Source organism: Neobacillus sp. SRL179 (assembly GCF_984799095.1).
In genome coordinates this window covers 1,786,480-1,800,210 of record NZ_OZ481792.1, presented here as the reverse complement: position 1 = coordinate 1,800,210, position 13,731 = coordinate 1,786,480, and the positions used below count along the sequence as shown (strand labels likewise).

Below are 13,731 nucleotides of genomic sequence, written 5' to 3'. Positions count from 1 at the left end.
AAATTATTAGGAGGTTATACTATTGAAAAAAAGAAACAAAGGTATGGCTATCGTTGCCAGCAGTATCTTAGCACTCTCCCTATCATCTTTTAATCTGCACACATCTGCAACTTCACCAGCTAAAAGCTACCTCATTGCTTACACCCAGTCATCATTACCTAAAACCTATCAGACAGACATTATAAATGCCGGAGGAGAAGTGGTAAATGCCATTCCGGAAATCGGCGGATTAGAAGTACGCTCATCAAATCCTAATTTTCTAAACAATTTAAAATCCAATTCTAGTATTATTGCGGCAAACGTAGAAATACACTATAAGCTAGACGACGAGCAACCAGCAGCAGCTGACGGTAAGCCTGTAACACTTCACCCTGATCCAGATGGTACATATTGGGGTTCACAATGGGATATTCGTCATTTAACCAATGAAGGAACATCCTTTAAAATTCAGTCTGGCGGTACGGCAGCAAATGGAAAGGTTACCCATAAGGCTGTAGTCGGTGTTATCGACACAGGCATTGATGCCAATCATCCTGACCTTAAAGCCAACTATGTTGGCGGTCAAAGTTTCGTTCCGGCAGGAGGATATTCTGGAAATGACAAAACTGAAACAGGCAACCCCAAGGATGTACTGGATCGTGAAGGTCATGGGACACACGTAGCTGGTTCCATTGCGGGTAATGGAAAAATAAAAGGTGTCGGTCCAGATCTAGGAATCATGGCTTACCGTATATTTGACAGTTCTGGAAGCGCCCCAACTACACCAATTGTTAAAGCAATGATTCAAGCAGCTAAAGATAAAGTAGACGTTGTGAATATGTCCATTGGCGGCTATGACAATTTAAAATATGAATACAATGGTACTAAGTATAGTGACATTGCAGATGTTCTCCTTTGGAAACGGGCGGTAAAATATGCAGTGAATAATAATGTAACCATTGTGGCCTCTGCTGGTAATGAGTCGTTAAACTACGCTGATAAAAAATCATTAACGGATTATTTAAATGCCAATTATGGTGATACGAACCTTATTTTTAAAGGCGTCACCATTGAAACACCGGGTGGACTTCCAGGTGTCATTACAGTATCTTCCTCAAATCAATGGTCAAAGGATCAATTGGCATTCTATTCAAACTATGGAAATAGCTTTATTACGGTAGCAGCTCCCGGAGGGGACAACGGTCCTAAATATGCTTCAACGGGGAATTTAGATGATCGTGACTTTACTTACCGTGCGTTGTCAACATGGCCAACTTACTTAGATCCTTATTTCACAACAAATGCAAAAGGATATGCATACCTCCACGGAACCTCCATGGCTTCGCCAAAGGTTGCCGGTATCGCTGGAGTCATTAAAGCTGCGCATCCAGACTACAAACCTGCTCAAGTGGAGGCACTTATTGAAAAGACTGCATTAGATTATGGAAAACCAGGTCATGATCAATACTTTGGTACCGGTGAAGCAAATGCTTACTCGGCTTTAACAGGTAAATAGTATAAAGTAAGAGGCTGACCCAAAAGATCGTTGAATAACAACTCTTTTGGGTCAGTTTTTTTATTTTCTTTCCTTTTTAGGGATAATTTGAATATTAGGATGGTATGAGAGGGTATTTCCGCTCTATATTTTTAATTGTTTTTGGGAAGTGGATTTCCACTTCATTAAATTATGCGTAACACAAATAAGACCCCGAATCTATGGTATTTTTGGAAAGGCCGCTTAACCCAACTCTTGAACATCTAATTGTGTTTAATTTGTCCAAATTTTCTATCGTGAAATTGCGACCGATATTTGGAATTGTAAGGAATGGACTGCGAAAGTTTTTTAAATAAAGTTTAAGGGATACCCAGCTAAAACATGAGAACCCAAAAAGGCCTAACTAGCACCAACCTGCTAATCAAGCCCTTTTTTGCATAAAACTTCCGATTGTCCCCTATAAGAACCGTTCCTCTGTTTTCTAAATACTATTTTTTATAACAACTTCCGTTACATTGAGATTTTTTCGAGACTTTATGTTGTCGATGATGATATCTGCCACATCATCCGGATCCATCATATGTTTAATTTCTTCCTCTGAATAAACTCCATCCCAGAATGCAGTCTTCATTCCGCCCATATAAGCCGCATACACTTGTACAGCACTATCTTTTAATTCCATTAGTAAACTTTCTGTAAAACCACGAACACCAAATTTACTAGCACAATAGACGGATTCCGTTATCTTTCCTTCAATGCCGGCCGTAGAAATAACGTTAGCAATTTTGCCTTGATTTCTGCTCTTCATATCAAGAAGAACGGCTTGAGTACAAAAGATTGTGCCTTTTAAATTAATATCAATCATCTGATGAATGGATTCTTCATCGATATTTTCGGCAAGATCAAAAACACCTAATCCCGCATTATTTATTAATAAATCTATTGAACCTACCTCTTCCTTAATGGATTGAAATACTTTATCCACCTCGTTTTTGGACGTAACATCCAATTCGTAAATAGAATGGTCATTGACTAACGTATCAGCAGTCCGTTCCAAGTTCGTTTTAGTTCGTCCAAGTAAACATACGTGGGTTCCCAGCTCTGAATACTTCTTAGCCAATGAAGCACCCAGCCCACTGCCTGCACCTGTAATAACCACAACTTTTCTTTTCATAATGTTAACACCCTTTCCCATAGTTTGTTAAAAAGACACAATCACTAATACCGATTGTGCCTTACTAAAAATACAAAGTTTTAACCCTAATTTACTTCAGTTGTAAAATTAGTTCTTCTTTTCTGGCTTTGGAGCAATTAACAAGCTCGAGATCAATGCTAGGACTGTGATGGCAACAGAGAGCCAGAAGCCTGTAGTAAAGCTGCCCTTGGCAACAAATGGTGCTACAAATCCAATACCTAAGGAGGCGCCGATACCAAATGCCGCTCCGTTAAGTCCTGGTAATGCGGAAGGAGCATCATCTGGTGATTGGATAACTCCAAGCCCATTGATGGTAGTAAGAATCAATCCATTATAGGTGAAACCCATTGCGATAACACACGCGAACACGATCCATTGATTTTGCCAAAATAGTGCAAGCACAACAAGGATTGCGATGTTCAATACTATGCCAATGTGCATGATACGAGTCCAGCCTACTTTACCGGCCAGCCAGCCAGATAGTGGTGCGCTAAATATACCTATGATCGCACCTGGCATGAGGAACATTAAACCAGTCGTAGCGGCACTCAGTCCGAATCCAACCTCTTGATTCTGACTAAGCAACACAATCGTAAAATTGATTACCGCAAAAACACCACTCAAAGTCAGCACTGTGGTCGTAATCACAGGCCAAACCTGACGAGAACGGAGATGTTCCACTGGAAACAGCGGGGATTCACTCTTCTTCTCAATCAACCAGAAGGCGATCATAGAGGCAATGGTGCCTGCAAGGTAAAGAAGTGGGATTGTAGCAAACCATCCGGTTGCGGAAGCTAGTGTTAGGTAGTTCGTCAAACAAATCAATACAATCGAAATGGTCAAACCACCCCACCAATCCATCTTACCTGCCGTGTCACCTTTCGTTTCAGGAACGGCAGCCTTGACACCCAAGAAGGCAATAATACCGACAACTAAAATGGCGACGAAAACGGCACGGAAACCAAAATGATCAGTGAGCAAGCCGCCAAGGTATCCATCAATACCAGCAATTCCTCCATTTGCGGCCGTAACGATCCCGAGAAAGGTTCCGAACTTCTTAGGACTCACGGTCTCTTTCAGAATTACGTAACAAAGTTGGAACGCTGCACCAGTGGCTCCCTGGAATACCCGGCCAATCATTAGAACTGTGAAGTTTGGAGCAATCATACAAAGAATTGTTCCAATTGCCATCAAGGCGATAATGAGATAAAGGGCACGACGTCTGCCAATGAAATCACTCCAACGAGCAAGAATAACACCAGCGATCGATGAAACAAGTAAGAGCACGCTTGAAACTTGCGAAACCTGGTCAATCCCGACATCCAAAGATGCAGCGATGTTAGGAAGCGCCGGGGTGACCATACTTAAATTGAATTGATAAGTCAAAATACAAATTATCAAGGTTACCGTCAAAGCCGCGATACCTTTAGGTGCAATCACATTTGTATTTTCTGATTGAGCTTGAACTTGGGCTCCCATAGGAATCCCTCCTTTTACTTGTTATGAAATAGGGATAATAGCGTTTCATTTAAATGGTTTACTAAGCTTTTCGAATCTACCCCAATACAAACCTTTACATTTGGATTCGGATCTCTTAATTTATTTGGATCTCCAATCGTTCTGCCTTCTGCTTCTCCTTCGGTAACAACAGTCAAATGTATCGGCAGCACCGTAAAATATTCAGGATGGACAGCATTGATTGCAGCAGACGGGTCATGAAGATAACAGCCCTCGACACCCAAGTTTTCATTGATATAGTAATCTACCATATCTGCGTATGTCTTACCTGATATACTTCCTGTCTCTCTCCACTTTTGTGTATCAGCGTTGGTTAGCGTCGACCGCGTTGTTACATCTAAACCAACCATCGTAACATCTAAACCGCTTTCAAAAACAAACTTAGCCGCCTCTGGATCTTGTGATATATTAGCTTCCGTATATTGATTGACATTCCCAGGAACGGTTAAGGCTCCTCCCATAATGACCACTCTGCCCATCATGTCTTTAATCTCTGGAGCTTTTTTTAGTGCCATCGCAAGGTTTGTTTGAGGGCCCGTAGCCACAATGACTAATTCCTTCCCATATTTCTTTACAGATTCAATCAGAAAATCGACTGCACTTTTCGTTTCTTTTTCCTTTGGCGAGGTTTCCATTTCCACTTGCCCAACACCATTTTCGCCATGGATACGTGCACTCACTTCTAATCTAGTAAAATTGTCTTGAGTTAGAGAATGGCTTTCCCCGGCAAATACCGGGATAGCGCTCGCATTACACATATGCAAAATTTTTAACACATTTTGTACCCCATCTTCTGTATAAACATTTCCAAATGTACCTGTCACACCAATCAAATCAATCTCTTTACTCCCAAGAGCATAAGCGATAGCCATGCCATCATCGATACCCGTATCTACATCCAAAATCATCTTAATCATCCTAATTTCCCCTTCCTATAAATGCTTTTTTATTTTTTCTAGTGAAGGCATTCCGCTTTGTGCGCCTAAGGCCGTTATTGATAAAGAAGCGCCGATACCTGCAATCGTTACCGCTTCTCGTAATTTCATTTCCTCTGCAAGGGCGTATGATAAGATTCCATTAAAGGTATCACCTGCGCCTGTCGTATCTACGACATCCACCTTCATACAGGGAACGGTATAAACGCTTTCATTTTCAATATAAGAGGAGCCTCTAGACCCTCTAGTAACAATTAAATTCACTTTATTGTTTTTACTCCATTGGAGCATTTCATTTTTGAAGTCTTCCGTATTCTCCAATTTCTTTCCAACCATACTCTCAAATTCCGTCTCGTTTGGGGTGAGGTAATCAATATATTCTAACAACCCTGTTGGTAATTGTTTATATGGAGCAGGGTTTAGTATCGTTTTCACACCAAATTCCTTCGATTTTTTTAAAGCGTATACAATCGTTTCCATAGGGATTTCTAGTTGGGTTAGTAACACGTCTGCTTGCTTAATAATATCGATATTTTCATCCACTACTTGTTGGTCGCAGCACTCATTCGCCCCAGGGATCACCACAATGGCATTTTCGCCTTTCATGTTAAAAACGCTTGCAATTCCTGTGAAAATATTTTCTTCCATTTTCACAGCTGAAATGTCTAGGTTCTCTTCAGATAAATGTTTTACTATCTTCTCACCAAATGTATCATTTCCTACACACCCGATTAAGGATGTTGAAATTCCCATACGAGATGCTGCTACAGCCTGATTGGCTCCTTTTCCGCCCAGCATATAGTGAATACGATTTCCGTGGATAGTTTCGCCGATTAGCGGCAATCTCTCTGTGGTCAACATCATATCCATATTTAAGCTCCCTAATACAACGATCCTCTTCATTCCATCACCGCCTTCAATCATTTTAAACATACATTGTATACTTGTATGTATTGCTGTATGTTTTATACAATTATAGTACACCCGACTGCAAACGCTGTCAACATTTTGTTTTTACTTACAAAATAAAAAACTTCCTGGTTTGATTTCTCAAATCCAGGAAGTTTTCATTCCTTTAAACTATTTAATTATTTCTGAACACCTTAAAAACGGCCCTTTCAAAAGGGATATAGTATTTATTATAGGCGATAATGTTTCCATTTTTATCCACTATATGCTCAGCAATCATTTGATAATACTTAGAAGGATTCCCCTGGCTTGCTGTCTTGATCACTTCTGTAGCTGAGACGATGCGAATTTCAAGCTTAGAGGAAAGTCCATTTTCGTAAACCTTATTTTCTAGAAAATCTAATACTTCATTCTGATTATTTAAATCAATTGATTTGATATAATCAAAATCAGTCGCTACATGAGAAAAACAGTAGCCCTTTACACTATTTTTTTCTTTATAATACCTGTAAATGGCAAGCACTACTGGGGTTTTCCTGTTAAAAATCCGTTCAACATGCTCACTTGATACTTCAATTTTCATTTCTAGTTCAACATTGTCAATATGATCGATGCAGCTTTTATAGAATGGATTTCCCATTCTTTCAATCCCAACATTGTCTACATTTAGCGTTTTACGAACAAAGTTTCCTATTCCCTTTTTAGCTTCTAAAATGCCATCTTCCTGTAATAACCCTAATGCTTGTCTTAGGGTTGACCTACTTACACCTAACTGCTCTGCCAATAATGGCTCAGAAGGTAACTTACTATCCTCAGGATATAATCCATCTTGTATCATTTTTAAAATTTGATTATATGTAGTAGCATATCTTGTTGCTTTTTTAAATAGCTCATTATTTTTGATTATTTTCCCCTCCCTTAACTCTCTCTTATGGCTTATTTCTATCCATGAAAATCATCATTTACTTGATCAAAAATAGCATGATCAAAGTGCATTACTTAAATATTTTTTAATAAAACAGCTATTGTTATATACTTGACATTTTCTCTCATCACTAAAAAATTATACATCTCCTGTCTTTTTTAAACAAGCAAATCTAAAAAAGAGTGCCTGGCACCACCCGAATTTTGTCGAGGAAAATTCGACAAATAGCGGGTAGTGACAGGCACAGTATAATAATCCGCTCAATCAGCGGCTCATCAACGTACTAAACGCCAGTAGCAGGAAAATGATCAATTACTACATAAAATAAAAACAAAAGTAACCCATCAAAACCTGATAAAATTAATAGTGTAGGGTTACTTTTTTAAAAGGGTCAGTTAATTATTTCTCCCAGGCTTGTAGTAATATGGATTACCTTTATGATTATCTACTTCATTATTATCTATAAATAACTTTCCATTTTCTAAAAAAGTCGCTAATGTAATATTCTCGATATTTTCCCTCGCTTCCTCAAGCTCGTTCATTAGCCATCCTTGGTCTAATTGTAGATACTTTAGATTATGGTAGATTATTTGACCATCCATTATCAGCGGTATAGGAATATATTCTTTTTTCACTTTTAAATTTAAATCGTTAGGTTCAACTGGGCGGTATTCTGACTTAGGGATAACACTTAGATTACCTGTTTCTTCCATCACCGCGATAGCAATAGTTTTAATATCTGTATACCCTTTTACTCTTAAATGTGATAATAATTCATTCATTGGCATACGTGCCTTTTTTAACCCTTTTCTATCAATATCCCCATTACGAATTAATACCGTTGGATTTTCATATAGAATCCATCTTAATTTATTATGTAATGATAAACGTATGAAAATTTTATATAAAATTACAGTAATTACAGCATAAATTAAAGCTTTTCCTAAATGATCATCCTCCACGGGAGAACTGATAATATTAGTAAGGATAAAAATATACAATAAATCAAAAGTGTGCATCTGGGATACTGCTTTTTTTCCTGTCACCCTTAAAAGCAAATATCCTGCCATAAAAACAATTATTGTACGGTAAATCGTATCCAATAGTGCATCTCCCCTAACACTAACATTGCTAACTAGAAAGAAATATCTTTAGTATTAGAAGTTTCATTAATGTTTAAACCCACTGAAAGTACGGCAAGGCATATATTAAAAGTCCCATTGGTTATTAGTGCATAAAAAACACACAGATTTTTAGGAAATACCTGTGTGTTTTGGTTACTATACTTTTTTATCAGAAATTTTCACCTTAAACTCATAATCAGTTTCCTATCTGTTTCCTGGAGCAGGGTGATCAACGCCTTTTACATGATGCCGATGTCCATCATTTTCCGTGGTATAAAAATCATAATAATGGACATGCATGCCATTACCAACTGGTATAGCTGGGCCAGAATACGCCTTATAATAATGGTTATGACCGTCTTCAAACATCACATATCCTTCTGTATAATGGATGTGGTTTCCATCCTGAGTTTGGATTGGAGGAGAAGTTATATCTAAACATTGATGAACATGCCTATCCGCTATCGAAGTATAATCTACAGACCCATGATTATGATGTGGTACAAAACCGTTTACAAAATCATCTTTGCCTACCTTTGCCATAACCACATTCCCCCTTTAACGATGTTCACTTATCCGCAAATGATTATGGTCCAACTAACATCTGGTTAATCTGATTCATGCTAACATGACCTGGAAGATTATTTTGAATACTTATCCCTCCCTTTTCTCCGCCTCCTTAACATGATACTTACTTCGTTTTTCAATTATGTTATGAATATGAGGTAAATTACACAAAGTTCCAAATAAAGTTCTCAAATAATTTCACTCTATTTTTACATTAAAAGGGTCTTTGTCCTCGGTAACTTGTCCACTCCATAGCACATTTAAGGAATACACTGCTTAATAGAGGGACTTCAATGTTACTTCATTTGGAATAATTTGTGAAACTCTTCTTTTCAAAATATCTTCTAGGTAAAAAAGATAAATAAAGAGGGAATGGTAGTATGAAAAATAGTTCAATGAACAAATTTGATTATATTGTTGTTGGGACTGGTCCCGCTGGTGCTGTTATAGCTAAGACACTCACCGATGATAAAAAAACTTCAGTCTTAGTCTTGGAGGCGGGAGAAAATAATGATAAGGATCAACCGATTAGTGATTCGAGATTCGCCCCTGAACTAGAGGAAGAGTTTTTTCCACAATATTTTTGGCAAGGAGAAGGTGTACCTCAACCAAAATTGGATAACCGAACCTTTGAATGGACAACTGGTCGGCTTTCTGGTGGAGGGTCATCGATTAATGGTGAACAATATGTAAGACCTACACCTGCTGTTTTAAGAGAATGGGAACTGTTATTAGGTTCACTGTGGTCACCAGAACAAGCTATAAAAGCCTTTAAACAGTTAGAAAATTTCCATGGAAAAACAAATAGCCCAGAATTTCATGGATTTAATGGTCGATTGAATATTAGACAAACACCAAGAACCCCCCCACTTATGACCCAGAAACTAGTTTCTGCCATGGAACAGGCAACTGGTTTCAAAAGAATACTTGATTATAATGACCCAAAAACCCCTCTTGGTCCATTCACTCGGTGGCAACTATTTCAGAAAATCAATGGACAGCGTGAGAGCTCCTCGACAGCGTTTTTGTCTTCTGACATTATGACTCCAGAAGGAATTGGTGTGAACGGTCGTAAACTAAAAGTTTTATTTAAGTCAACTGCACTTCGTATTTTATTTAATGATAATATCGCAGCTGGTATTGAGTTTCTTAAGGAAGGGAAAAAAGTTAGAGCTTTCGCCCGCAAAAAAGTAATTATTTCAGCAGGGATTAACAGTGCCCAGCTATTAATGATGTCTGGAATTGGACCTGCAAATAATCTAATGGAGGTTGGCATTCCTGTTATTTCTGATAATCCAAATGTAGGAGTATTTTTAACTAATCACACATTAAATACTGCTACATTCACGGTAAATAAGAGAGATATTCCAGCGATGCAAAACGACCCATTCTCTCTTTACAATGGAGGTGCTTTTTTACCTACTCCCCTAAACGGAAATAATGATCGGCGTCGTGGTGTTCAATTAATAGGTATATTTTCAGAAGGCAACTTAAATATTGCCATTTTATTCTTAAAGCCTAAAAGTCGAGGGAAAATAGAAATACAAAGCAATGATCCATTAAAAATTGTACTGGCGGATGAGGGCTTTCTTACTAACAGATATGATATGGAGGCAGTTAAAGCCATATATAGAACTTACATTAAAGAAATTGCAGTGAAACTTTCCAGCATCGATCCGAAGTATCAACTTATTAATCCAACAATGGATACAATTGAAAACGATGAAGAACTAGAAAACTATATTAAGGATAACTTCGATCATAACCACCATCAGCAAAGTTCACTACGAATGGCACCTCTTAATCAAGGTGGAGTAGTTGTTCGTTTGGGCAATGTACATGGAGTTAACAATTTAATTGTTGCAGATGCATCTATTATTCCCTTTACAGTTGATGGGAACACATCTGCATCTGCGTACCTAATAGGTTATACAATTGCAAAACACCTAAATCAGTAAAATAGAATTCGTTTTTCACTTTGGTAACGGAAACAGTCTTGAAGCTGCTAAAGAAGTTGGTTTATTTTAAAATACACGCCATTTGTGATGTATTCAATTTCATAAATGGCTTTTTAAAATACTGCTTAATTTTAATTATTATTACAAAAAAAAGATTCAAAAGATAAAAGATTGTACTTACTATAAAGCAGGGGACTCCAAATACCCATACTTCGTTTTTCTTTTAAGACATACTTCGCAACTATTTTTGAATAGTTGCTTGTTTTATGTTTTCTATTCCATAATTATTTCCTTTGTAAGTTTCCACCATTATGATACCGCGAAAATAATAAAAGAAAATAAGCTGACTACTGGAGGAGCACGTGCGCTGAACATTTGCGGGGAATAACTAATGGCTTATGTAGCTAAGAGATGATTCCTATATTGAATAACGATATTCTCTTAATACATCAAAAAGTGCCGCTTTAATCATCAAGCTCTCCCCACATTAGGGCTTTACATTCGGATCTTTTTATTATTCTTTTAAGAATATATCCTTTGCTTATTGTACGAATTTCAAAGCTGTATCCAAACTTTTCTCCTGGTGTATCTCTTGGCAAGTCCCCTTATTTTTTGCTTTAGCCTCTTCTTTTGTCCGCACAGTTAGTCCGACCACTTTTGTCACTGGCATATCGAATTCAATTTTTGAGACATTAAATGCATTTACTAGTTTTAGAATTCTTCCTGAAGAATGTTTTGTGAACTTTGCATCAGTTCAAATTGAAAAAGCTAATCTATCATTCTGACGTTAAGATCAGTTTAAGATGACACAAAGAGCTACTCCCGTTGACCCAAGCAATACCATAGAGTACTTCATAAAGTACTTCAAAGATTTCTTCATAGAAAAAATAATATGTCCTTCTTCTTCCGCTACCAAACTCCGTTTTTCATCACCTAACCTTTTTTCCTTTAAATATATATATAAGAGGTATAAGGAACATGAGCCAATCGGTTGGCTTAAATCATCTTAAGAATGGTTCAAGGTTCCTTTACATAAAAGCTTAAAGGAGAGGTACAGATGAGCAGGTTGTTGATTGAAGAAAGTCCCCTTATGATTATCCCTAGTTTAGCTGTGAAGATTGGTCTAAATGAAGCTGTAGTGCTGCAGCAAATTCCTTATTGGCTTGGAATTAGTAAGCACAAGATAGATGGGAGAACCTAGGTGTATAACACGTATGAGGAGTGGCGGAAGCAGCTTCCCTTTTGGTCGATCAGTACCATTAAGCGGACGATTCTTTCATTAGAGACAAAGGGGTTACTTCTGTCTGCTAATTTTAATGCAATGAAAATGGACAGACGAAATGGTACAGCATTGACTACGATAAACTGCAAGAGTATGAAAACAATATTGAACGTCCCTCTAGTCCTGTTGAGGATATTTCATCTGAGGAAGTGGCGGGGTCAACGAAGGAAATGGCTGTCAATCCATCAGTGAAAAAGATCATTCCATTTGCTGAAATTATTCAATATTTAAATGAAAAGACGGGAAAGAACTTTAAAGCAGACTCGATTAAAACAAAGGAATTGATTTATGCCAGATATGGAGAAGGGTTTGCGCTCGAGGATTTTAACTTTGACGGCTAAAAAAGAGATTTTCTCACTATTGAAATTAATCGAGGTCTATTACGACTGTATAGAACAATTTTATTAAATAGGCTGAAAGGCTATCTTGGCGGGACTGCGTGGGAATCGAACCCACCAGACCTGGCACGCAGGTCTCAAGCAGTTTTGAAGACTGTGGGGATTAATTACGGTGTTTTATAACGGTCAAATCACCGTTAAATCAAGGTTCTTAAAGCGTGGACACCTGTATTTATATTGAATAATCACTAGTATTTACGTTAAATCCTTACAGTCTATTATACAGAAATACTAATAGTTTACAAGTGTCTTATTTCCAGTTCCTTCATTTTAGTTATTAAAAAAGAACCAGTACATTTAGCACCAGTTCCAACTATCTATCAGTGTATAAAGCTTTCCTTTTGCATTTGCAACAGCTTTTTATATTCACGTTCAACATCCCTTACCTTACGTTCAATTTCATGTGCTTTCCTATCCAATTTAACAGTAAGTGCAAGTGATTTTTCAAAGTGTGCTGCTTCTTCATTTTCACCGTTTGCAAGTGCAAGTTTCAGTGCTTCTGATAAGTATTCCCTGAAGATTCCTTTCTTTTCATCTGAACCTTCTGCACTTAGTTGTTGTTGCCCATATCTTTCAGTTAATTCCCTTCTTTGTTTTGAATATATAGTGTCTAATATCATTTTATAATCCACCCTTTTCAGTTTGTTTTTACATTCCTTTAACAACCACGGATGGATATTCAGACTCAGTGATCCAAATTATATTTTTAGGTGTTGCTTAAGTTGATTGTACGGCATTTATCTTTTGTTATCTGAACAATGTACCGTTCACTTTAATTAAGCTTCATTTTCAAAACAAAAAATAAGCCAGTACTATAAGCACCAGCTTCAAAAAAGGTTTTTAGGTGAAAGGGTGGAAACAGTGAATTAACCACCTTAACCCCTTTAGCACACAACTGTAATAGTTTAAGCAACAAATGTAATTAATGTATAGGAAGATTGATTTTTGTAACTTTATAGTTTAATTCTTTAAATAAATAATCATTGTTTTCTGTTATATCTTCAATAATAATCAGTTCAGGGTTGTCTGAGAGTATCCTTTTTACAAAATAAACAAGGTATATTAACCCTTCTTCTTTCATTCTTTTTGCAGTATTCCATTCGTTATTTGATAAATAAAAGCTATCTACTGAACCTGTAGTTGTCTTTACTTCAATATGCAAGGGTTTTCCTTCACGTGTATATGAAAGAATATCAAAACCATTTTCAGGGTCTAAAGCAATTCTTTCATTAATTTTATTTATGTATTTTGTTCCCCTTAACTTTTTACATTCGTATTCATAAACATATGCTTCACCAAGTTCACCAATTTCAATTTGTAATTTATGTAGATTTAAAAAGTCTATTGGCTTTAGTTGAATTTTTCGTTTTAAATCGGCATATGCGTAAAGTATCGACAAATCATCCTTATCATTTTCATGCAGGTCAGTATTTTCAATATCCAAAA

Annotated in this window: 13 protein-coding genes; 4 read left to right on the top strand and 9 right to left on the bottom strand. The window is 37.1% G+C overall.

All coding sequences use genetic code 11. The features are described from left to right. Positions 1-22 precede the first annotated feature (22 nt). Positions 23-1,495 (top strand): S8 family peptidase, encoded by a 1,473-nt coding sequence (locus AC4E8C_RS08950; protein ID WP_490211755.1) that lies wholly within the window; start codon positions 23-25, stop codon positions 1,493-1,495. A 460-nt stretch (positions 1,496-1,955) separates the two neighbouring features. On the opposite strand, the gene AC4E8C_RS08945 is transcribed toward AC4E8C_RS08950, so the two are convergent. From AC4E8C_RS08945 to AC4E8C_RS08915, 7 genes are all read right to left on the bottom strand, one after another. After that, complete coding sequence (locus AC4E8C_RS08945) at positions 1,956-2,648, bottom strand: SDR family oxidoreductase (RefSeq protein WP_490211754.1); 693 nt, start codon at positions 2,646-2,648, stop codon at positions 1,956-1,958. A 108-nt stretch (positions 2,649-2,756) separates the two neighbouring features. Then, positions 2,757-4,148, bottom strand: a complete 1,392-nt coding sequence (locus AC4E8C_RS08940; protein WP_490211753.1) for an MFS transporter — start codon at positions 4,146-4,148, stop codon at positions 2,757-2,759. A 14-nt stretch (positions 4,149-4,162) separates the two neighbouring features. Next, positions 4,163-5,104, bottom strand: a complete 942-nt coding sequence (locus tag AC4E8C_RS08935) for a nucleoside hydrolase (protein ID WP_490211752.1) — start codon at positions 5,102-5,104, stop codon at positions 4,163-4,165. Positions 5,105-5,119: 15 nt separating this feature from the next. Beyond that, positions 5,120-6,025 (bottom strand): ribokinase, encoded by a 906-nt coding sequence (gene rbsK / locus AC4E8C_RS08930; RefSeq protein WP_490211751.1) that lies wholly within the window; start codon positions 6,023-6,025, stop codon positions 5,120-5,122. Between the two features lie 181 nt (positions 6,026-6,206). Further along, on the bottom strand, positions 6,207-6,935 hold the full coding sequence (locus AC4E8C_RS08925) for a GntR family transcriptional regulator (protein WP_490212511.1): 729 nt from the start codon (positions 6,933-6,935) through the stop codon (positions 6,207-6,209). 416 nt (positions 6,936-7,351) lie between these two features. After that, positions 7,352-8,059, bottom strand: a complete 708-nt coding sequence (locus AC4E8C_RS08920) for a DUF421 domain-containing protein (protein WP_490211750.1) — start codon at positions 8,057-8,059, stop codon at positions 7,352-7,354. A 225-nt stretch (positions 8,060-8,284) separates the two neighbouring features. After that, positions 8,285-8,623 (bottom strand): YmaF family protein, encoded by a 339-nt coding sequence (locus AC4E8C_RS08915; RefSeq protein WP_490211749.1) that lies wholly within the window; start codon positions 8,621-8,623, stop codon positions 8,285-8,287. 404 nt (positions 8,624-9,027) lie between these two features. On the opposite strand from AC4E8C_RS08915, the gene AC4E8C_RS08910 reads away from it, so the two are divergent. The 3 genes from AC4E8C_RS08910 (at position 9,028) to AC4E8C_RS08900 (ending at position 12,228) form a co-directional block, all read left to right on the top strand. Then, complete coding sequence (locus tag AC4E8C_RS08910; RefSeq protein ID WP_490211748.1) at positions 9,028-10,605, top strand: GMC family oxidoreductase; 1,578 nt, start codon at positions 9,028-9,030, stop codon at positions 10,603-10,605. Between the two features lie 1,057 nt (positions 10,606-11,662). After that, the gene (locus AC4E8C_RS08905) at positions 11,663-11,806 is read left to right on the top strand and encodes a hypothetical protein (protein WP_490211747.1); all 144 of its coding nucleotides are present in this window, start codon (positions 11,663-11,665) and stop codon (positions 11,804-11,806) included. Between the two features lie 230 nt (positions 11,807-12,036). Beyond that, positions 12,037-12,228: a conserved phage C-terminal domain-containing protein gene (locus AC4E8C_RS08900; protein ID WP_490211746.1), complete on the top strand. Its 192-nt coding sequence runs from the start codon at positions 12,037-12,039 to the stop codon at positions 12,226-12,228. A gap of 377 nt (positions 12,229-12,605) precedes the next feature. On the opposite strand, the gene AC4E8C_RS08895 is transcribed toward AC4E8C_RS08900, so the two are convergent. Together AC4E8C_RS08895 and AC4E8C_RS08890 are read right to left on the bottom strand one after the other, a co-directional pair. Continuing rightward, entirely contained in the window at positions 12,606-12,905 is a 300-nt protein-coding gene (locus AC4E8C_RS08895; protein WP_490211745.1) for a hypothetical protein, read from the bottom strand. A 302-nt stretch (positions 12,906-13,207) separates the two neighbouring features. Continuing rightward, positions 13,208-13,729 (bottom strand): protein NO VEIN domain-containing protein, encoded by a 522-nt coding sequence (locus tag AC4E8C_RS08890; RefSeq protein ID WP_490211744.1) that lies wholly within the window; start codon positions 13,727-13,729, stop codon positions 13,208-13,210. Between the last annotated feature and the right edge of the window lie 2 nt (positions 13,730-13,731).